The organism is Nocardia sp. JCM 38205 (assembly GCF_058222935.1).
In genome coordinates this window covers 21,211-41,661 of record NZ_JBYHFL010000004.1, presented here as the reverse complement: position 1 = coordinate 41,661, position 20,451 = coordinate 21,211, and the positions used below count along the sequence as shown (strand labels likewise).

Below are 20,451 nucleotides of genomic sequence, written 5' to 3'. Positions count from 1 at the left end.
TGGTGAGCTCGCGGGCGGGGGCTTCATGCCGAGTCGGGCGGCGCGAGTGCGCGACCGAGGATCCGGTGCACACAGTCCGGGTCGGCCGGTGCGTTGTCGAGCAACAGGGCCGTGCACAGTCCGTCGGTCGCGGCGACGACAGCGGTGATGGCGTCCGGGTCGGCGGTGAGGGTGGCGGCGAGCTCGGCGACGTCGGTTCGCCAGCGCACGGCGACGGGCGCGAGCGCGGGGCGGCGGGCGGCGAGGGTGGACAGTTCGCGTTCGGCGAGGGCCCGCTCGCGGCCCGGTCCGGCGGATTCCACGATCAGCTCGGCCAGCCCGCGCAGCTTGTCGCCGGGGGCGTCGATGATCTCGCGGATGCGCGCGGTGTAGGTGTCGGCGACCGAGGACAGGGCCGCAACGAGCAGGTCGTCGAGTGTGGCGAAATAGTAGGTGCTCAGGCTGGTGGTGATGCCCGCCTCTTTGGCAACGGTGCGGTGGGTGACGCCGGCGGCGCCGTCGCGGGTGACGACGGCGAGGGTGGCCTCGATGATCTCGGCGCGCCGTCTACTGCCCCTGGCCTTGCGCCCGTCGATCGGCTCGCTCGCGGTGTCCATGCTCCCCTCCTGCGGGCTCCGGGCCGGTCGGGCACATCGCGTCGGCGGCGTCGTCGCGATCGTCGCCGAGCGGGCGGAGATGCCCCAAGGTCGCCAGACAGACTACGGCCGCCGCGACGATGGCGACACCGGCGACGGCGGCGGCGACATTCACGCTGCTGGTGAACGCCTCCCGCGCCGCGTGCACCGTCTCGGCCGGAATCCGATCGGCGACCGAGAGCGCACCGGCAAGGCTGTCGGTGACCCGGTCTCCGACCGCCGCTGTCACATTCGCGGGCGCGGTGATGCGGGCGGAGTAGAGCGCGGTGGTGAGACTGCCGAGGACCGCCACACCGACGGCGAGGCCGAGCTCTTGGACCGTCTCCGACATCGCCGCGGCAGCACCGGACTGCGCGGCCGGAGTGGCGCCGACCACCATGTCGGTGCCGAGGGCGGCGATCGCGCCGAGACCGAGATAGACGAAAGCGAATCCGGCGACCACCAGCCCGGCATCTCCGGTGCCCGCGACAGTCAACAGGACATAGCCGAGCACCGACAGGCCGAGCGTGGCGGCCATGAGCAGTCCTGGCCGGATCCGCCGCGCCAGCAGTGGCGCGCCGATCGCCGCGGCGAACATCGCGAGCGCGGGCGGCCCCATCCACACCCCGGCGGTCAAGGGCGTCATGCCCTCGACGAGCTGGAGATACTGGGTGACCAGATACATCGTTCCGCCGACGCCTATCAGTCCGATCAGCAGCACGCCCAGCGCCGCGGAGAACGCCCGGTTGGCGAAGAGCGTGACGTCCAGCAGCGGCGCGGTCAGCCCCCGTTGACGCCGCACGAAAATAGCTCCGGCCACCAGACCGGCGAGCGTGAGCAATACCGTGCCGAGGTCGGGCCGATGCGCGGCGGCGTGTTTGACCGCGTAGATCACCGGCAGGATCGCGGCCAGCGACAGCGCGACGCTGGCCGGATCGAGCCGTCCACCCTCCGGATCGGCATGTTCGGGAAGCAGCGCCGGCGCGAAGGCCACCACGATGACGGCGACGGGAACAGCGAGCAGGAACGCCGCACCCCACCAGAAGGTGTCGACCAGCGCGCCGCCGAGCACCGGCCCGGCGGCCATGCCGAGCGCGAACATCGTCGCCCAGATGCCGATCGCGACCGCGCGCCGCCGCGGGTCGCGAAAGATGTTGGAGATCAACGAGAGCGTGGACGGCATGAGCGTCGCCCCGGCGATGCCGAGCAGGGCGCGGGCCACGATCAGCAGTTCGGCGTTCGGGGCGAAGGCGGCGAGGATCGATACTGCCGCGAAGGCCGTCGTGCCGATCACCAACAGCCGCCTGCGGCCGATCCGGTCGCCGAGGGTGCCCATGGTGAGCAGGAACCCGGCGATGAAGAAGCCGTAGGCATCCATGATCCACAGCGATTGTGTCGCAGACGGATTCAGCGCCTCGGCCAGCCGGGGCAGGACCAGATACAGCACGGTGACATCGAGGCCGAGCAGCACTGTCGGCAGTGCAAGCAAGGCCAGGCCCGCCCAATCTCGCGCGGTCGTATCCCGGATGTCGACTCGCGACACGGCACCCTCCAAGGTAGGTAGTTGAACGATAGTACAAGTTGTACCATCGTTCAACTAGCTTGGCGAGTGTGAACCTGTGTCATTTCCCGACTCGGTGACTTTTTCGGTCTCGGCGAACCCATCTCATCTGTTCGCGTGAGGATTTTCCGCCGCAACGGTGCTGTGCTGAACATTGTGGCAACCCGGAGAGCCGGGTCGGCCATGACCAAGAATGCTGACAGTAAGGGAAATGTCATGACTAGCACCAAGGTTCGCTCTGCCATAGCAGCAGCGGCGTGCGCGCCGTTGATCGCCATGGGCGCCGGGGTAGCAAGCGCGGCACCGGCCGCGGAGCCTGCTCCCGCACCAGTCGCACCGGTTCCGGTCGAAGTACAGCCGGCCGTGCTGTCGCCGTTCATCACCATTCCCGGCGCATTCCTCGCGTGCGGGATTGTGCTGATCACGGTGCCGATCCTGTTCCCGGTGTGTGTCGTCTGATCCGACCGATGCCAGGACCGAGGGGAAACGAGGGCACTCTCGTACTCCGTTCGGGAGTGCCCCTGCTCCTCGGCCGACCACCTGGGGAGAACCATGTTCGGCAAATTCCTTCTCGTGCTCGCGGCCGTCATCCTCGGCGTGGCGGGCACGGCCATCGGGAGCGCGCAGGCCGCGCCCCTGGTCGTCCTCGGCGGTGGGTCGGGCATCGTCTTCGACGACGGAGCGACCTGTTCGCTCGCCACCATCGGCTGGGACGACACCGGCCGGATGGTCGGCTTCACCGCAGGCCACTGCAACCAGCCGGGGGCAGGCGTTTCCGCCGAATCGAATCCGGAAGCGGGTCCGGTCGGCACCATCGACTACGTCAACAAGGAGCTCGACTACGCCGTGATCCGCTTCGACGCGGACAAGGTGGTTCCGGTGAACCGGGTCGGCGCGACCACGATCACCGAGGTCGGTCTGCCCGCGCAGTTCCCGGCGATCGCGTGCAAGCAGGGCCGTACGACCGGGCAGACCTGTGGACTGGTCTACGGGGATGTGTTCGATACCGCGACCTGGACGCTCACCCAGATCTGTGTGCTCGTCGGTGATTCCGGTGGGCCCGTGGTCGTCGGCACGACACTGGTGGCACTGGTCAACGGATATGTTTCGGTTCCGTGCCTCGGCCCGCATGTGGGTGTCAATTTCACCAGAATTCTCGACGACGTCGCCATGCGCGGCGGATTGGGTACCGGTTTCCGGCCGGTGTGAACCGTCTGGAAATCACTGCGCGGCAAGAGAAATCACTGCGCGGCAATAGCGCTCGACAGCAGCAATCGCACCAGCTCCGCCTGGCGGTGCGTGCCGGTCTTGACGAAGATGTGCTGCAGGTGCGTGCGCGCGGTGAACAACGAGACCGAGAGCTGATCGGCGACGGCAGGCAAACCGTCGCCGCGGATGACGCCCATGGCTACCAGGGTCTCGGCGTCGGTCAACCCGTACAGATCGTGCAGTGCCTTCGGCGTCGGCTCCAGATCGTGATCGGGATCCACCACCAGCAGCAAGACCGCGCGCGGCCGGGGCGAGGGGTCGGCGGGCACCCCGTCGAGCGCAGTGATGCGGACGATCAGCGGCCGCCTGCCGGACGGACGCGTGATCGCGACATTGCCGCTGGAACCTTCCGGGCCGGCGGCCTCGCGAATGAGCGTGCTCAACCGCGCTTGATTGGCCGGCGGGCTGGCCCGCAGCCGTCCGGAACTGTCGGCGGATAGACCGTCGCTGTCGCCGGTGATGTCCATGGCGGCGGAGTTGGCGAAGATCACCGCGGCGTCCGCGGTGACGATCATGATCCCGTAGTGCGCCTTCTCCAGGGTCGCGAGGGCGACGGCGCGTTCGCGGGTCAGCTCGAGCAACGCCGATTGATTGCGCACGGCTCGGCCCAGATGCGGCACCAGCACCCGCAGTAGCGCGCGGCCCGCGGAATGCCGGGCGGCGTCGACCTGCGCGGGCATGGTCAGGCAGATCCAGGCGGGTGGCAGCGCGCTGTCGAGGCGGGCGAGGAAACTGTTGGCCAGGCCGTACGGATCGCCGCGGCCCCCGTTGCCGCCGCGGGCCGGGGGTAGCACTTCATCGCTGGTGACGGGAGCGCCCGCGGGCAGCTGCTGGATGCGGTCGGCGGCGCGGACGAGGTATTCATGGATGTCTGGCGCGAGTTCGGCGCCCGCGGCGGCGACGACGAATCCGCCGCCCGCCGGTTCCGGGAGGACGAGCAGTCCGCGGATGGCGCCGAAGGCAGCGGTGATCTCACCGATCGCGCTGTCCCATCGGTTCGGCTCGGCTCCGGCCTCGTAGATCGCGGCGACCAGGTCCGAGAACCGCTGGAGCGTGACCGACGCCGACGCTCCGCCACGACCGGAGAAACCGGTGACGGCGGCGGTCATATAATCGTCGCCACCGGCGTGAATTGACGAGAATAGTTTTTGTCAGTCATGGTCGAAAAACATCCCCGAATTACATCGATGAAACCCCCGGACGGCACTGCGCCGGACCGCCCACGGTCGAAATCTACCAACGTCCAGAGTGATTCGGAGCGCTATCGCCAGGGTATCTGTCCAGTGTGCCGATACGAGACCAATTCGGACTGCCGGCATGGAAAAGGCTGACGAAATTCTCTTGCGTATCGAAACGGACATTTGCGATCAACGGTAGATATTGCGCACAGTGGGAATTCGGTCGCCGGCGATTCGGTGAAAATTCCCGGCGCCTCGGCCGTGCCCGCCGGTCGCGCGGTGGCGATGACCGACACGCCAGCGGCGCGTCGGCGACATCCCTACCGGCTCTGACAGCGTAAATTGGTTATCTTCGGTAACTTCCAGTCGATGCGGTGGGAGGTATGCGAGTGGCCGGGGTGGCGCGATCAGCAGACGAACGGATAGCCGGCGGATGGGTTCGCAGAGCCGCCGTGGTGGTCATAGCAATGCTGGTGATGTCGTCGGTGGCCGCGGTCGCCGCTGCCGCACCGGTCCGCTCGCCCGCGCTACGGGCGCCGTCCGGCGGATACGAAGAACTGTGGGTGCCGTCGAGCATGGGACCGATCAAGGTCCAGCTGCAGTGGGCCGCGCGCGGCGGTAGCGCGGCGCTCTACGTTCTCGACGGGTTACGGGCCCCGCACGATCACAGCCAATGGACCAGCGACACCGACGCGCTGCGGCAATTCGCCGGCGACAATGTCACGCTGGTGTTCCCGGTCGGCGGCCGGTCGAGCTTCTACACCGACTGGTATCGGCCGAGCCACACCAACGGCCAGCAGATTACGTACAAATGGGAAACCTTCCTGACCAGGGAACTGCCCGACTTTCTCGCCGGTTACGGGGTCTCACGCAGCAACAATGCCGTCGTCGGCGCCTCCATGGGCGGCAATGCGGCGCTGATCCTCGCCGCCTACCACCGCGACCAGTTCCGTTTCGCCGGATCGTTCTCCGGCTTCATCAACCCGACCTTCCCGATGTGGAGTGAGGCGATGCGCGCCGCCATGTGGGACGAAGGGCAGTACAACCCGGACGACATGTGGGGTCCGCCGGGTGATCCGGCCTGGGCCCGCAACGACGCCACCGTGCAGGCCGGACGATTGCGCGGGCTGCCGATCTACGTCACCAGCGGCAACGGCGTACCCGGCGCACCGGACCTGCCGTACGGGGTGGGCAATACGGTGAACGCGATGGGCCTGGAAGTGCTGACCATGATCGCCGCGCAGATCTTCCGCGACCGGGCCAACGCCCTCGGCCTCCCGGCGCGCGTCGACATCGTCAACGGCACGCACACCTGGGCCTACTGGCAGCAGGCCCTCGCCACCGCGCGCCCGATGATCCTCGACGCATTGGGTGCCCACTGAGCCCGGTGATCCACGCGGCGCGCGGCCGGTTCGTTAGGTAGCTTCGTCGGCGATGAGAATGCCGGGACGAAGCTGATGGGTGATTATTTCGAGCGCATCGTCGATGTGCAGGTGAGCGCCGACGAGGCCGGTGCCGTGGCGGTGCGCATGGTCGATTGGATGGTCTCGCGCGGGCTGCTGTCTCGGGAGCTGTCCGGTGACGGCGTGTACAGCAGGAACGTCGACGCAGGGTACCTTCCCGGGCCGGAGTGGCGGCAGATCGCTCAGGAATGGGGCGATGACTGGCAGCCCGGCCCGGTCGCCGTTGTCGCCGGACGCGAGGATCACCACGGTGGGCAGGGTGAGCTCGAGCCGGAATCGGCGACCTGCCCGAGCTGCGGCGCCACCACCGTGATCATCGACTATCCGCAGCGGTGGGAGGCCGACCCCGAGGTATGGCGTCCCTTCGGCGAGGCCATCGACCAGTGGAAGCGAACCGGCATCGGACGTGCTCGCTGCGGCCGGTGCGATGTCAGGAGCTCGGTCACCGAATGGCGGTGGCCGTCCGGCTTCGCGCTCGGCGCACTGGCTTTCGACTTCTGGGGCTGGCCGCCGCTGACCGACGAGTTCGTGGCGGAGTTCGCCGCGCGGCTCGGCCACCGCGTCGAGCACCACAGCGGCAAGTTCTGAGAGCCGATGTCGGACCCGGGGCATATCGTCTAGCCATGGGTCGTTTCGGTGGGTTCCCGTTCGCCGGTCTGGACTTCTACGAAGATCTGGAGGCGGATAATTCGAAGACGTTCTGGGCCGCGCACAAGCAGGTCTACGACGAATCCGTGAAGGCGCCGATGCTGGCGCTGATCGAGGAGCTGGAGGCCGACTTCGGGTCCGCGAAACTCTTCCGGCCCTACCGCGACGTGCGCTTCTCCAAGGACAAATCGCCGTACAAGACCCACCAGGGCGTGGTCGTCGGCGCGGCACCCGGGGTCGGCTGGTACGTGCAGATCGGGGCGGCAGGCCTGTTCGTCGCGGCCGGGTACTACAGCGGAACACCGGACAAGCTGGCCCGGCTGCGCGCCACCATCGACGACGAGGTGCGCGGCGCGGAGCTGGCCGCCATCCTCGCCGAACTCGGGCGTGCCGGATACGAGATCGGCGGGGACCGGCTGAAAACCACACCGAAGGGCTACCCCGCCGACCATCCACGCATCGAGCTGCTGCGCCACAAATCCCTCACCGCCCACCGCGATTTCGGCGCGCCGGACTGGCTGCCCACACCGCGCGCCGCGACGGAGATCCGCGCGGCGTGGGAGACACAGCGGCCGTTGGTGGAATGGCTCGCGGCCGTCGTGGGGGAGTGATCGGTTACGCCACCGCCGCCTTCAGCTCATCGACGCGGTCGCAGCGCTCCCACGGCAGGTCGAGATCGGTGCGGCCGAAGTGCCCGTAGGCCGCGGTGCCCGCGTACAGCGGGCGCAGCAGGTCCAGATCGCGGATGATCGCGGCGGGGCGCAGGTCGAACACCTTACCGATGGCGGCCTGGATCCTGGCCGGGTCGGTTTTCTCGGTACCGAAGGTCTCCACGAAGAGGCCGACCGGTGCCGCCCGCCCGATCGCATAGGCCACCTGGACCTCGAGGCGATCGGCGAGACCAGCGGCTACGGCGTTCTTGGCGACCCAGCGCATGGCATAGGCGGCGCTGCGGTCGACCTTCGACGGGTCCTTACCGGAGAACGCGCCGCCGCCGTGCCGGGCCATGCCGCCGTAGGTGTCGACGATGATCTTGCGGCCGGTCAGCCCGGCATCGCCCATCGGCCCGCCGACGACGAACTTTCCGGTCGGGTTCACCAGCAGCCGAACATCGCCGGTATCGAGCGAGCCACCGGGCAGTTCGGATAACACCGCATCCATCACGTACTCCCGCACGTCCGCGGCGAGCAGGGAATCCGGATCGATATCGGGCGCGTGCTGGGTCGAGATCACCACCGTGTCGAGGCGCACCGGCCGGTCCCCGTCGTATTCGACGGTCACCTGAGTTTTGCCGTCGGGGCGCAGGTACGGCAGGGTGCCGTCCTTGCGCACCTGTGCCAGGCGCCGAGACAGCCGGTGCGCCAAGGCGATCGGCAGCGGCATGAACTCGGGGGTGTCGGAGGTGGCGTAGCCGAACATCAGGCCCTGGTCGCCCGCGCCCTGCTGGTCCACGGGATCGCCGGCGCCGTCGACGCGCGCCTCATAGGCGTGATCCACACCCTGGGCGATATCGGGGGATTGGGCGCCGATCGCGATATTCACCCCGCAGGTGGCGCCGTCGAAGCCCTTCAGCGAGCTGTCGTAGCCGATCTCGAGCAGCTTCTCGCGCACGATCGCCGTGATGTCGACCTGCGCGGCGGTGCCGACCTCTCCGGCCACATGCACCTGGCCGGTGGTCACCATGGTTTCCACCGCCACCCGCGCGGCCGGGTCGAGCGCGATCAGCGCGTCGAGCACCGCGTCGCTGATGGCGTCGCAGATCTTGTCCGGATGGCCTTCGGTCACCGACTCGCTGGTGAACAATCGGCGGGCCGGAATCGAGGTTGTGGTCATGGCATTCCTCAGCTTTCGTCGCCCGGCCAGCGCAAGGCAAGGCCGGCGTATACGTAGCGGCTGGCTTCGATCGCGACCAGCAGCACGGTGCTACCGGGAGTGATCCGGCCTTCGGCGAGCCCGGCGTCGAGCGCGAGCAGCACGGCGGGGGAGCCGGTGGCGCCGACATCGGTCAGATTCTCGACGATCCGGGATTGCAGCAGGTCGTAGTCCGCCCGCGTGAGTCCCGCCTCCTCGAATTCTCGGCTGAAGTACTCGGCGTTGCCCTCGGGGAGCACGCAGGCGTCGATCTGGTCGAGCCGTAGCCCGGAGCGGTCGAGGAGCTCCCGCAGGGCGGTGACGAAGATCCGCGGCCCGAATTCCGCGACGCCCACCGCGTCGAGCGTGATGTCCATCAGCCGTTTGCGTTTCAGCTGCTCGTGCACGGGCAGGTCGGTGCCGCCGCCGACGACGACCATGCCGGGTTTGCGCGCCCCACCCATGCAGGCGTTGACGTAGCCGAATCGGTGTGCCACCGGGCCGGAGGCGGCCCCGCGCAGCACGACGGCGGCGGCACCGTCGCCGAAGTTGTAGAGCGTCAGCCGATCCCGCATTCGGACCGCGTCGGGCTCGCGACCGAGGAACATCGGCGCGAGGATGGGCGAGATGGCTTCGGTGCCGATCACCAGCGCGGTGCGGTGGGTGCCGTCGGCGAGCTGCCGGTAGGCGATGTCGAGGGCCTGGATCGCGCCGACGCAGCCGGCGCGCACCTCGATGACGGCACAGCGTTCCAGCCCGAGATGCTGCTGCACATAACTGCCGACGGTGGGCAGATGGAACTCGGGACTCGCGGTGGACACCACGATCAGGTCCACCTCCGCCGGCTCGACCCCGGCACGGTCGAGCGCGGTGCGGGCCGCGGCCTCGGCCATGCGGCTGTTGCCGATGCGGTGCGAGCCGTCGACAGGGTCGATCAGCCAATGCCTGCGCCGCACCTGGATGCCGTCGAGCACATCGGCGGGCAACGGCCCGACCAGTTTCTCCAGCTGGTCGTTGTCGATGGGGTCACCGGGGAGGAACGATCCGGTACCCAGGATCGCGACGTTGGTCGATTCAGTCATGGTGCTCCGATGTCGAAGAGTGGCTATCCGGGGTCAGCACCAGGCAGGTGTGCGTCCCGCCCAGTGACGAACTGTTGACCAGTACCGGACCGTCGAAGCCGGCCGGATCGTATACGGCGAGTGCGGCGCACAGGTGCGCGCCGGCGCCCACCGGTTCGCCGAGGATCTGTTTGGGCGTTTCGATGCGCGGCGTCGAGCCACCGGTGAGGCGGGCGATGGCAGCGTGTTCCGGATCGTCGACCGTGGCAAGGCCCGCGGCATTGGCCCAGATCGCGCTGATATCGCCGGGCGTGAGCCCGGCCTCGTCGAGCGCGCCACGCATCGCGCGTTCGATCCCGTGCCCCGCGCGGTCCCAGCGGCCGATCCCGACGCCATCGCCGGCATTGCCGTACCCGCTGACCACGGCCGAGATGCGAGCGCCCCTGGCCCGTGCCACCGACTCCCGTTCCAGCAGGAGGGTGACTGCTCCCTCGGCGAGGCGGTAGCCCCGGCTCGGCGCGTCCGCGAACACCGGCATGCGGCGGTAGGCGCGCATCGCATACGGGGACAGCGCGTCGACCGCCGGGCACAGCGCCGCGTCGGCCGCACCGATGCGGAGCAGGTCGTGCGCGACACCGAGCGCGGTAGCGCCCGCCGCATGCGCCGCGGTGAGGGTGGAAGTGGGTCCACGGACACCGAGCACCATCGAGACCTGCCCGGCGGCGGCGTTGTACACGGTGTTGGGGAAGACCGCCGGATTCGCGGACGTCACACCGGATTCGAGGACCGGTACGGTGAACTGCTCCAGGCTCTCCACCGGGCCGAGGCCGGTGCCGACGATGACGCCGATACGGTCGGCGTCGACTGCTTCGGGGTCCAGCCGGCCGTCGTCGAGTGCCATCCGGCTGGACGCGACGGCGAGAATGCCGAGCCGGTCCATTCGCCGCCGCTGCTTCGCGGTGAGGGCCGCCGCGGCGTCGAAATCCAATGTGCTGAGCGCGAGTTCGGGGTTGTCATAGCCCGCAGGCGTTCCGGAGCGATAGGCGTCGAGTAGCTCACCTGCGGTGGTGGCGCCGGGCAGGATGATCCCGACGCCGGTGATGACGACGCGATCGATCGCCGGTTCCGGTATCGGGCTCGCCGGCCGGCCCTCCCGGCCGAACACCACGGTAGCGTTGGCGCCGGCGAAGGCGAAGTTGTTCGACATGGCCACATCCATGGGCAGTGACCGCGCCGAATTGGGCACCGCGTCCAATCCGCACTTCGGATCGGGCCCGGTGAAGCCTGCGGTGGGTGGGGCGATCTGGTCGCGCAGGGCGAGGACCGTCGCGATGCCCTCCACCGCGCCCGCCGCTCCGAGCAGATGGCCGATCATGGATTTGACGCTGGTGAGTGCGATCTTCTCGGCGGCGGGCCCGAAAGCCCGGCGCACAGCGCTGCTTTCGGCCGAATCGTTTTTCGGGGTTCCGGTCCCGTGGCCGTTGACGTAGGACACGTCGGCGGGTGTCACACCGGTAGCGGCGAATGCGGCGGTCAGGGCCCGGGCCGCGCCCGCCCCTTCGGGGTGTGGTGCGGTCGGGTGATGACCGTCGGCCGACAGCCCGTAGCCGAGCACCTCGGCCAGGATGGGGGCGCCGGCGGCGACGGCAACCGAATGTTCCACCAGCACCAGCATTCCGCTGCCCTCGCCGAGCGAGAGCCCTCGGCGATCCTTGGAGTACGGTGCGGGCGGGATCGGCGACAGCGATTCCAGGCTGTGGAAGCCCGCGAACACGGTCGCGTTGAAGGCGTCCGTGCCGCCGACGAGCATGGCGTCGGCTCGGCCGATCCTGATCATCTCGACCGCGTGCGCGATCGCGTGCGCACCGGCCGCGCAGGCGGTGTTCACCGAGAGCACCGGTCCGCGGAGGCCGAATTCGGCGCTGAGCGCTTCGGCGATGATCTGTGGCTGGATCATCAGGTACTGCTGCCAGTCGGCGGCCCGGCCGTCGCGATCGGCCAGCCAGGTCTTTTCCACGGTGCCGAGCCCGCCATTGCAGGTGCCGACGGCCACGCCCCAGCGGGTGGCGCCGACGTCATCGGGTGGGCGCAGGCGCGCGTCGGCGATCGCCTCGGCGGCCGCCGCGAGCGCGAATTGGACGGCCGGATCCAGGGATTCGGCGTGCCCGGCCTCGCCGCGCCAGGGCCGGACCTCACCGCCGATGGCGGTCGAGTGCCCGGTCAGGTCGAGCGATCGCACCTCCTCGATGGCGACGTGGCCGTCGAGGAACCCCTGCCACATCCGGTCCGCGCCCCGGCCCTGTGAGGTCACGGCGCCGATACCCGCGACCACGATTCGTTTCGGGCTGCTCACAGCCTGTTCACCTCACCTCGGTCAGGGCCAGCGACACCGCTTGGCCTTCGAAACCCCTGGCCAGGGCGAGGGCGGTGGTCACCGGCGCCTCGCGTGGTCCGTCGGGGACGTAGTCCAGATCGCATCCCGGGTCCGGGTCGTCCAGATGGGCGGTACCGGGGATGACGCCGTGGTGCACGGCCAGCGCCGCCACCGCGGCATTCACCGCACCCGCGCCGCCGACCAGGTGCCCGGTCTGCGGCTTCACGCTGCTGACCGGCACCGCGGCCGCGTGCTCGCCGAAGACGGTGTGCAGGGCACGGGTCTCACTGAGATCGCCGCTGCCGGTGGCACACCCGTGGGCCGCGACATAGGACACCTGGTCGCGGTCGATCGCGGCGTCCTCGAGGGAACGGCCGATCGCCCGCGCGAGTCCGCGCCCGCTCGGATGCGGTGCGGGTGGGGGATGGCATTCGTTGCCCGCGCCGAATCCGGCGATCTCCGCGTAGACCCGGGCACCACGCGCTCGCGCGGCGGCGAGCTCTTCCAGCACTAGAATCGCCGCACCCTCACCGAGGATGGAACCGGAGCGCTCCCGGTCGAACGGCCGGAACGCGGCGGGTCCCCGCTCGTTCGCGGTCGAGAGCACCCCGACGCCGTCCATTTTCGACATCGGCCACCAGTTCGTCGCATCGTCGTAGCCACCCGCCAAGGCCAGATCGGCCTCGCCGCGGCGGATGGCCCGCATGGCCCGGCCGATGGCCGTGGCACCGCTGTCGGCGGTACCGGCGTAGAAGGCATTCGGGCCGCGGATACCGAACTTCTGCGAGACGTGGAAGACGGCCGCGGGCTGGAGCCCCTCGACGAAGAACAGCGGCGCCATGATCGATCCGCCCTGTTCGCCGAGCACGCGCATATCGAGCGTGCCGTCCTCGCGGCGAATCCTGGTGATGCTGCCGATCAGGTCGTCCAGGCGTGAGATCTCCTTGTTGCCACCGAGATACAGTCCGCACCGGGGGCCGAGTCCGCCCGCCGGTTCGATGCCCGCATCGGCCAGTGCCAGCGTCGCCCCCGCGAGGCCGAGCTGATCGCCGCGGTTGAGCATGCGCAGCGCCTTGCGGGAGGCGAAACGCTCCGGTTCGAAACCGTCGATCTCCGCGCCCAACCGGGTGCGCAGCGGCGCGGGGTCGTAGGCGGTGATCGTGCGGATGCCGCTGTGGCCCGCCAGCAGTGCGTCCCAGGTGGCAGCCGCGTCGCTGCCGATCGCGGTGAGCAGGCCGATACCGGTCACCACGACCCGTCGTTGTTCAGTCATCGGTTTGCCCTGTCGTGCCCGGTGCGCCGAGGTCAGCACCGAGTCGCAGCGATCGCACGGTGGCGGCGGTGCGGCCGTCCACCTCGGCGACGGCGCGAAACTCGATGACGTCCGGCGCGGTCGATACCACCTCGACGGTGATCTGGATCTGGTCGCCCGGCTGCACGTAGCGGCGGAAGCGCACACCACGCACGGCGTGCTGGCAGTGCAGTCCTGGCGGCGCGAGCAGGCGGGCGGTGGCGCCGATGTGGTCGAGAAGCAGCACACCCGGCAGCACCGGAAAGTGCGGGAAGTGCGTGTCGAACACGGTGAGGGTGACCGGCACGTTCACCATCGCGACCGCACGCACCCCCGGTACGACGTCGACGATGCGGTCCACCGCCGCCGGTGGCGCGATCACGACGCCGCTCCGAGTACCAGTCCGGTGTTGGTGCCACCGAAGGCGAAGGCATTCACCAGCGCCGCCCGCACCGTCGCGGTGCGCGCGGTGTGCGGCACATAGTCCAGATCCAGGCCGCGTCCGGGGTTGTCGAGATTGAGTGTCGGCGGCACCACGCCGTGCCGGAGCGCACCGATGGCCGCCACCATGTTGAGGCCGGCGCCCGCCGCGGTGAGATGCCCCGCCATCGACTTCGGCGCGCTCACCATGACGCGGGCCGCGTGCTCGCCGAAGACCTGCTTGATCGCGACGGTTTCGGATTCGTCGTTACCCGGGGTGCTGGTGCCGTGTGCGACGACGTAGTCGATGCCCTCGACGCCGAGACCGGACTCGGCGATCGCGCCCTCCATCACCTGGATCGCGCCGGTGCCGTCGGGCGGGGAGTCGGTGATGCGCCAGGCATTGAGCGTGGACGCGTAGCCGAGGATCTCGGCGAGCACCGTCGCACCGCGCGCCAACGCCGCCTGACGTTCCTCGAGGACGAACGCCACCGCGCCCTCGCCGAGGACGAACCCGGACCGGCCTGCGTCGAAAGGCCGCGACGCGTGTTCGGGGTCGTCGTTGTATTCGGTGGTGAGCGCGCCGAGCAGACTGAAGCCGAGCGCGTCCAGCCAGGTGGTCAGCGAGTCGTAGCCGCCGGCCAGCATGAGGTCGGCGTCGCCCTCCTGGATCAGCCGATACGCTTCGCCGACAGCATGTCCCGAACCCGAGCAAGCGGTACTGATACCTGCCATCGGTCCGCTCGCACCGAGCAGCCGTGCCATCTCCGCCGTGGGCAGGTTCTGGTTAGCCTGCAGGGTCAGGCTGGGCGGCTGACGGCGGAACGCGTCGGCCTTTCCGGTGGTGGCGCGCTCATGGCCGACGTCGACCAGCAGTTGCAGATCCGGACGGCCAACACTCGCACCCATCGCGACGCCACGCGACCCGTCCGGCTCGGTCGTCTCGAGCCCGGCCTGGGCGATGGCCTGCGCGGCGGCGGCCACACCGAACTGCCCCGCCCGCGACAGGTGCCGCCACCGGGTGGTCGCGGGCAGATCGCGCGCCGGATCGAATCCGCGCACCAGACCCGCTATCCGGACCGGAAATCCGGACGCGTCGAAGGTCGTCAGTTCGCCGATTCCGCTGCGCCCGGCGGCCAGCGCGGACCAGGTGGCCGCGGCGTCGTTGCCGAGCGGGGTGACGGCTCCGATTCCGGTGATCACGACGCGTCTCATCGGACCAGTTCCTTTCGGCTCAGCAACCGCGCGAGGCGGCGGGTTTCGGTGGGATCGTCCAGCTCGTCGGCGGGCATGAGGCCGCACATGATCCGGGTAGCGGTCAGCGTCTGCTCGCCGTCGACACGCACCACACCGTTGACGACGGCGGCGGTGTCGGCCATGGACTCCACCCGCACCTCGATGTCGAGCACATCGCCCGGCCGCACCGTGCGCAGCTGCCGCACCTCCTCGACCGCGAGCAACGTCGCCCGCTGCGACAGCTCGCTGCCCAGCAGGATCAGCCAGGTCGCCGTCTGGCAGACGCTTTCGAGCACCAGGGCCGACGGCATGGCCGGACGTCCGGAATCATCAGGGATCCAATAGGTTTCCTGATGCGAGGTGAGCTTGCGGCCGGTCGCCGACCGGCCGGCCTCCCAGGCATCGATTCGATCCACCAGATGAAATCGCACAGCGCCGGATCCTTTCGCCCTCATGCCAGCCGGCCGATGCCGAGCTGGGCGGCGAAACCGCCGTCGGCCCGCACCAGTTCACCGGTCATATAGGCCGAGCCCGGCCCGGCCAGGAAGGCGATCACCTCGGCGATCTGCTCGACCTCGGCCAGCGAGCGCAGCGGTATCTGCTTCTCCAGCTTCTTCCCGGCCCCGCCCGCGACGACCGGGCCGATCAGCTCGGTCGGGGTGAAACCGGGCAGCACCGCGTTGACCCGCACCCCGAACCGCGCCAATTCGATGGCGCTGCACTGGGTGAAGGCATTGATGGCCGCCTTGGACGCCGAATAGTTCGCCTGCCCGATCCAGCCGCGCTGGCCCATCACCGACGACACATTCACGATGACGCCGTCGCGCTGGGCCATGAAGTGACCCATCGCGGAGCGGGTGCAGTTGAACACACCGCCGAAGTTGGTGCGCATCACCTCGACCCAATCGCCGGGGTTCATATCGAAGATCAAGCCGTCGCGGGCGATTCCGGCATTGTTGACCAGAACGTGCAGCCCGCCGAGCGCCCCGATGGTCTGCTCGATCAGGGCGGCGGCGGCCTCGGGATCGGACACGTCGGCGCCGAGCGCGACGGCCTTGCCGCCCGCCGCGGTGATCTCCGCGACCACCGCCTCGGCCTCCTCGGCGCCACTGCGGTAGTTGACCGCCACCGCCGCCCCCTGTTCGGCGAACAGCAGCGCCGCAGCGCGCCCGATTCCGCGCGAGGCGCCGGTGACCAGCGCGACGCGATCGGCCAGCCTCATCGTGCGGCCTCCTGTACCAGCTCGATGGCATCGCGCGCGGTGGCCGATGCCGTGGTCAGCACGACGAAGGCGATCGCCACCCCGTCGGTGTGGGAGAGCGAGATCTCCATATCCCGTATGCCTTTCCGTTCGGCGGCGGCCAGCGCCGCACCGTGCAAGCGCAGCCGTGGCCGTCCGCTCGCACCGTTGATCACCTCGACGTCGCGCCAGGGCAGCGCGCCGCCGAGGGCCTTGAACACCGCTTCCTTGGCCGCGAAGCGGGCGGCCAGGTGTTCGGCGTGGCGCCCGCGTCCGCCGGCGTAGCCGAGTTCGCGCTCGGTGAAGACCTGCTCGGCCAGACCGGGCTGCTCGCTCATCCGAGAGGCGACCTGATCGACGCCCGCGATATCGACGCCGACGAAGATGGTGGCGTCGCTGCGCGCCGGCGGTACGGGTCCCATCTCAGCTCGCGTCCGCGGCCATCGCGGCGCGGGCGGTGGCCATCTCGGCCAGGTTCCGCACCGTGAACAGCGTCATGACCTGGTCGGCCGTCAGGGTCGACGGCAGCGTGGACGGGTCGAGCTGGGGCAGCGCCCGCGCCAACTGTGCGCGGCCCGCCGGAGTGATGCGGCCGTCGGCATCCTCGAACTCCTCATCGGACAGCTCGCCCTGCAGCAGTTCCGCGATCTCGGCGGCCTGGATCTTCACCCCGACCTTGCGCTCGATCCGGAACAGGATGTCGAGCAGGTCGATCGACTCCGCGCCCAGTTCGCCGAGCACGGTGGCGTCGGGCTCGGCCTCGTCGACCTCGATGCCGACAGCCTCGGCGACGGCTTCCCGGACGGCCTGCAGGGTCTGCGCGGTGATCTCGGTCATGGCTGGTTCCTCTCCTTGGTGGTGAACTGCGCGATCGCCGCGCCGATGCGGCGAGCGTCTCCGGTGCTGAACACCGGACGGTCCTCGAAGGTGTTCTTGACGAAGCCGGTCAGTACCCGGCCCGGCCCGATCTCCGCGAAACGCACCGGGCCCGCGTGCTCCGCGCTGCGCAGCACGTCGGTCCAGCGCACCGGACGCGACAGCTGGCGGCGCAGCATGGTTCTGATATCGGCCGAGTCGGTCAGGAATTCGCCGGTGACCGAACTGATCACCGGGATCTGCGGGGTGGTGAAGGGGCGTGCGGCGAGTTCTTCGGCGAACTCGTCCTCGATGCCGGCCATGAGGGAGCAGTGGAAGGCCGCGCCGACCTCGAGGAACACGACCTTCTGCGCGCCCGCGTCGGTGGCCGCGGCGGCGACCTGCTCGAGCGCGGCGGTGTGACCGGAGACGACGGTCTGGTTCGGATCGTTGTAGTTGGCCACCTCGGCCACTCCGCTGCCGTCACGTTCGGCGCAGAGGCGTTCGACGGTGGCCGACGGCACGCCGACCACGGCGAGCATGCCGCCGTCGGTGCTGCCCGCGACCTCGGCCATCAGTTCACCGCGCCGGCGGACCAGCGCGAAGGCATCCGCCGGGTCGAGGACGCCGGCGGCGACCAGAGCGGAGAACTCACCGAGGCTGTGCCCGGCGACCATGTCAGGCCGGAAGTCGTTCGCCCGCAACACTTCCCAGGTGGCGAGGCTGGTGGCGACGACGGCCAGCTGGGTCACCTCGGTCCGGGTCAACTGTTCCTTGGTGCCCGAGACACACAACTCGGTGAGCTCGAATCCTGCGGCTTCGTCGGCCGCCGCGAAGATGGGTTTCACTGTCGCGGCATGGTTGTCGATCAGATGCGCGGCCATCCCGGCCCGCTGGGAGCCCTGTCCGGGAAACATCGCCATCGTCGGTGCCCGGCCGGTGCGGATCTGCTCGGTTCCGTCGAGTGGTGCGGTGATCGCAGTCATGGTTCGGGTCCTCCTCTATGCCACCGGCTGCGGTTGCCGGTGCTGACGTGGGGCCGGCCCCCACGCGGCCGGCGAACGCCGGTAGCGAATCGCCCGGCTGGTGCGCCACGCGGTGGCCGGGCCGGGAGCGGTCGGTGCGGCAGGCGGTTCGGCGGGGGTCGATGCCGCGAGAAGCAGCACGAGCACCGCGAGGTCGGCGTCGGTGGGATTGCCCGCGACGATGCGGATCGCGGTCACAGCGGGATGTTTCCGTGCTTGCGCACCGGTCCGGCCGCGCGTTTGGCCGCCAGCAAGGCCAGCGAACGGATCAGGACCGAACGGGTCTCGGCCGGATCGATGATGTCGTCGACGTGGCCGCGCTGCGCGGCGACGAACGGGTTCATCAAATCGCGCTCGTAGTCGCGCACCAGCTCCTGCCGCCGTCGCACCGGATCGGCGGCCGCGGCGATCTGCTTGCGGAAGATGATGTTGGCCGCCGCCTCGGCTCCCATCACCGCGGTCTGATTCGACGGCCAGGCGAACGACAGGTCGGCGCCGATCGACTTGGAGTCCATCACGATGTACGCACCGCCGAACGCCTTGCGCACGATCACCTGGATCCGTGGGACCGTCGCTTCACAGTAGGCGTAGAGCAGCTTCGCGCCACGCCGGATGATCGCGTCGTGTTCCTGGTCGACGCCGGGCAGGAAACCCGGCACGTCGACCAGTGTGACCAGCGGGATATTGAACGAATCGCACATCCGCACGAAGCGAGCGGCCTTCTCCGAGGCGTCGATGTCGAGCACGCCGGCCAGGACGGCGGGCTGATTGCCGACGATGCCGACGACGTTGCCGTCCAACCGGGCCAGTGCGCAGACGATATTGCGTGCCCACGATTCGTGGACCTCCAGGTACTCCCCGTCGTCGACGATCTCGGCGACGACGCGCCGCATGTCGTAGGGCATGCGGTTGTCCACGGGCACGATGTCGCAGAGGGTCTCGCATCGGCGGTCCGCCGGATCGCCGGTCGACTGGCGCGGCGGCAGCTCCTGGTTGTTCGACGGCAGATACGACAGCAGTTCGCGGACCTCGTCGAAGCAACTCTGTTCGTCGGGAGCGATGAAGGCGGCGACGCCGGTGGTGTCGGCGTGGCGGCGGGCGCCGCCGAGCTCCTCCCTGCTCACCTCCTCCCCGGTCACCTCGCGCACGACGTCGGGTCCGGTGATGAACATATTGCCGATGCCCTCGACCATGAACGTGAAGTCGGTCAGCGCGGGGGAGTAGACCGCACCGCCCGCGCAGGAACCGAGGATCACGCTGAGCTGCGGAACCACCCCGGAGGCACGGACATTGCGGGCGAACAGCCCGCCGAAGCCGGCCAGCGCGTCGATGCCCTCCTGGATACGGGCGCCGCCGCCGTCGTTGAGCCCGATGACCGGGGCGCCGCAGGAATCGGCCAGATCCAGCAGTTGGTGCAGTTTGCGGGCGTACACCGCGCCGAGCGCTCCGCCGCGGACCCGGGCGTCATGGGCGAAGACGAAGACGGTGCGGCCATCGATGGTGCCCCACCCCGTGATCACGCCGTCACCGGCCGGATGGGAATCCTCCATACCGAATCCGACGGCCCGATGCTCGGCGAAAAGCCCTATCTCGGTGAAGCTTCCGGCATCGAGCAGCCGCTCCAACCGGCTGCGTGGGTCGAGCTTGCCTTGTCCGCGGTGGCGACGATCGGCCGCCACGTCCGCGGGTGCCAGTGCGGCGGCCCGGCGCTCGGCCAGGGCGTCGATCGCCGCGCGCATGGTGCTCGGCGCGGTGCCGGCGTGTGGCCGGGCTCGGTGGCCGTTGATACGGCCGGTGTCCGGTGGTACCCGATCGACATGCTGCACGAGGATCTCGTCACGCAGAACCATTGGTCACCCCTGTCGGATTCTTGGTCGCCGTCGATGCTCATCGAGCGACCTTGAATTTTTCTCAGCGTTGGTCTCGAGCGTGCCGGTGAACCTCTCATGACATGTCGCCGGGAGGTGAGTTCTTTCGGTCAATTCGAAATACATGGGATGTCAAGACGATTGAAAAGGGGGCAGGACGATAGAAATGATCTGCCCGAATCCCGCTGACGCCCAGGGCAACCCGCCGGCAACGATTGCGGAAATATCACGGCCGTGTTCACCAGTGCAAGACGGCAACTATGTGGTGTTCGGCGCAGTGGCCATCTGTTCGCTGCCGTGCCATTGTCGGGATGTCCGGTAGACTGTTGCCGTGACCATGGCGGTCGCGGATGGTCAATTCGTGCATCGCCGATCCGACGGCGGCGAAATCGAAAATCGGAGGGTTTGCCGCACTACGTTTTCGAATCGTTCACGTTTCGGTAACACTGCACGATGAATCGTCAGACCATTGTCGTAGCGGGATATTTCTGTATTAT

21 protein-coding genes are annotated in these 20,451 nt (G+C 69.0%); 5 read left to right on the top strand and 16 right to left on the bottom strand.

Features of this window, described 5'->3' with window-relative positions; all coding sequences use genetic code 11:
- Window positions 1-23 precede the first annotated feature (23 nt).
- Together AC4HOU_RS15720 and AC4HOU_RS15715 are read right to left on the bottom strand one after the other, a co-directional pair.
- A complete protein-coding gene (locus AC4HOU_RS15720; RefSeq protein ID WP_194990288.1) occupies window positions 24-596 on the bottom strand; it encodes a TetR/AcrR family transcriptional regulator in 573 nt (190 codons plus the stop codon).
- On the bottom strand, window positions 547-2,157 hold the full coding sequence (locus tag AC4HOU_RS15715; protein WP_280499326.1) for an MFS transporter: 1,611 nt from the start codon (window positions 2,155-2,157) through the stop codon (window positions 547-549). Before AC4HOU_RS15715 ends, AC4HOU_RS15720 begins: the two co-directional genes overlap by 50 nt.
- Before the next feature lie 201 nt (window positions 2,158-2,358).
- On the opposite strand from AC4HOU_RS15715, the gene AC4HOU_RS15710 reads away from it, so the two are divergent.
- Window positions 2,359-2,634 (top strand): hypothetical protein, encoded by a 276-nt coding sequence (locus AC4HOU_RS15710; RefSeq protein WP_194990287.1) that lies wholly within the window; start codon window positions 2,359-2,361, stop codon window positions 2,632-2,634.
- Window positions 2,635-2,727: 93 nt separating this feature from the next.
- Window positions 2,728-3,384: a chymotrypsin family serine protease gene (locus AC4HOU_RS15705; protein ID WP_490724688.1), complete on the top strand. Its 657-nt coding sequence runs from the start codon at window positions 2,728-2,730 to the stop codon at window positions 3,382-3,384.
- Between the two features lie 32 nt (window positions 3,385-3,416).
- Here AC4HOU_RS15705 and AC4HOU_RS15700 read toward each other — a convergent pair whose 3' ends face one another.
- Window positions 3,417-4,553 (bottom strand): helix-turn-helix transcriptional regulator, encoded by a 1,137-nt coding sequence (locus AC4HOU_RS15700; RefSeq protein ID WP_490724687.1) that lies wholly within the window; start codon window positions 4,551-4,553, stop codon window positions 3,417-3,419.
- A gap of 452 nt (window positions 4,554-5,005) precedes the next feature.
- Between AC4HOU_RS15700 and AC4HOU_RS15695 the strand changes: the two genes are divergently transcribed.
- The 3 genes from AC4HOU_RS15695 to AC4HOU_RS15685 all read left to right on the top strand — a co-directional run bounded on the left by AC4HOU_RS15695 (window position 5,006) and on the right by AC4HOU_RS15685 (window position 7,344).
- A complete protein-coding gene (locus AC4HOU_RS15695; protein WP_490724843.1) occupies window positions 5,006-6,004 on the top strand; it encodes an alpha/beta hydrolase in 999 nt (332 codons plus the stop codon).
- Window positions 6,005-6,079: 75 nt separating this feature from the next.
- Window positions 6,080-6,673, top strand: a complete 594-nt coding sequence (locus tag AC4HOU_RS15690; RefSeq protein WP_194990284.1) for a hypothetical protein — start codon at window positions 6,080-6,082, stop codon at window positions 6,671-6,673.
- A 35-nt stretch (window positions 6,674-6,708) separates the two neighbouring features.
- Complete coding sequence (locus AC4HOU_RS15685) at window positions 6,709-7,344, top strand: DUF2461 domain-containing protein (RefSeq protein WP_163809789.1); 636 nt, start codon at window positions 6,709-6,711, stop codon at window positions 7,342-7,344.
- Window positions 7,345-7,348: 4 nt separating this feature from the next.
- On the opposite strand, the gene metK is transcribed toward AC4HOU_RS15685, so the two are convergent.
- From metK to AC4HOU_RS15620, 13 genes are read right to left on the bottom strand one after another with little or no spacing between them, the layout of a single operon-like run.
- Complete coding sequence (metK, locus tag AC4HOU_RS15680; protein WP_490724686.1) at window positions 7,349-8,566, bottom strand: methionine adenosyltransferase; 1,218 nt, start codon at window positions 8,564-8,566, stop codon at window positions 7,349-7,351.
- An 8-nt stretch (window positions 8,567-8,574) separates the two neighbouring features.
- Window positions 8,575-9,666 carry a 3-oxoacyl-ACP synthase III family protein gene (locus AC4HOU_RS15675; RefSeq protein WP_163809793.1) on the bottom strand — a complete coding sequence of 364 codons (1,092 nt, stop codon included), beginning with the start codon at window positions 9,664-9,666 and terminating at the stop codon, window positions 8,575-8,577.
- Window positions 9,659-11,998 (bottom strand): beta-ketoacyl synthase N-terminal-like domain-containing protein, encoded by a 2,340-nt coding sequence (locus tag AC4HOU_RS15670; RefSeq protein WP_280499322.1) that lies wholly within the window; start codon window positions 11,996-11,998, stop codon window positions 9,659-9,661. The genes AC4HOU_RS15675 and AC4HOU_RS15670 overlap by 8 nt, the downstream gene beginning before the upstream one ends.
- Before the next feature lie 7 nt (window positions 11,999-12,005).
- Window positions 12,006-13,292, bottom strand: a complete 1,287-nt coding sequence (locus AC4HOU_RS15665; protein WP_490724685.1) for a beta-ketoacyl-[acyl-carrier-protein] synthase family protein — start codon at window positions 13,290-13,292, stop codon at window positions 12,006-12,008.
- The gene (locus AC4HOU_RS15660; RefSeq protein ID WP_490724684.1) at window positions 13,285-13,692 is read right to left on the bottom strand and encodes an ApeI family dehydratase; all 408 of its coding nucleotides are present in this window, start codon (window positions 13,690-13,692) and stop codon (window positions 13,285-13,287) included. Before AC4HOU_RS15660 ends, AC4HOU_RS15665 begins: the two co-directional genes overlap by 8 nt.
- The gene (locus AC4HOU_RS15655) at window positions 13,689-14,945 is read right to left on the bottom strand and encodes a beta-ketoacyl-[acyl-carrier-protein] synthase family protein (RefSeq protein WP_195006738.1); all 1,257 of its coding nucleotides are present in this window, start codon (window positions 14,943-14,945) and stop codon (window positions 13,689-13,691) included. The genes AC4HOU_RS15660 and AC4HOU_RS15655 overlap by 4 nt, the downstream gene beginning before the upstream one ends.
- Window positions 14,942-15,397, bottom strand: a complete 456-nt coding sequence (locus AC4HOU_RS15650; protein ID WP_490724683.1) for a hotdog family protein — start codon at window positions 15,395-15,397, stop codon at window positions 14,942-14,944. The genes AC4HOU_RS15655 and AC4HOU_RS15650 overlap by 4 nt, the downstream gene beginning before the upstream one ends.
- Window positions 15,398-15,417: 20 nt before the next feature.
- Window positions 15,418-16,188 (bottom strand): SDR family NAD(P)-dependent oxidoreductase, encoded by a 771-nt coding sequence (locus AC4HOU_RS15645; protein ID WP_490724682.1) that lies wholly within the window; start codon window positions 16,186-16,188, stop codon window positions 15,418-15,420.
- On the bottom strand, window positions 16,185-16,628 hold the full coding sequence (locus AC4HOU_RS15640) for a holo-ACP synthase (RefSeq protein ID WP_163809806.1): 444 nt from the start codon (window positions 16,626-16,628) through the stop codon (window positions 16,185-16,187). Before AC4HOU_RS15640 ends, AC4HOU_RS15645 begins: the two co-directional genes overlap by 4 nt.
- A gap of 1 nt (window position 16,629) precedes the next feature.
- The gene (locus tag AC4HOU_RS15635; protein ID WP_163809808.1) at window positions 16,630-17,043 is read right to left on the bottom strand and encodes an acyl carrier protein; all 414 of its coding nucleotides are present in this window, start codon (window positions 17,041-17,043) and stop codon (window positions 16,630-16,632) included.
- Entirely contained in the window at window positions 17,040-18,047 is a 1,008-nt protein-coding gene (gene fabD, locus AC4HOU_RS15630; RefSeq protein WP_490724681.1) for an ACP S-malonyltransferase, read from the bottom strand. Before fabD ends, AC4HOU_RS15635 begins: the two co-directional genes overlap by 4 nt.
- A gap of 15 nt (window positions 18,048-18,062) precedes the next feature.
- Window positions 18,063-18,284: an acyl-CoA carboxylase epsilon subunit gene (locus tag AC4HOU_RS15625; RefSeq protein ID WP_195006733.1), complete on the bottom strand. Its 222-nt coding sequence runs from the start codon at window positions 18,282-18,284 to the stop codon at window positions 18,063-18,065.
- Window positions 18,281-19,825: an acyl-CoA carboxylase subunit beta gene (locus AC4HOU_RS15620; protein WP_490724842.1), complete on the bottom strand. Its 1,545-nt coding sequence runs from the start codon at window positions 19,823-19,825 to the stop codon at window positions 18,281-18,283. Before AC4HOU_RS15620 ends, AC4HOU_RS15625 begins: the two co-directional genes overlap by 4 nt.
- Window positions 19,826-20,451 lie beyond the last annotated feature (626 nt).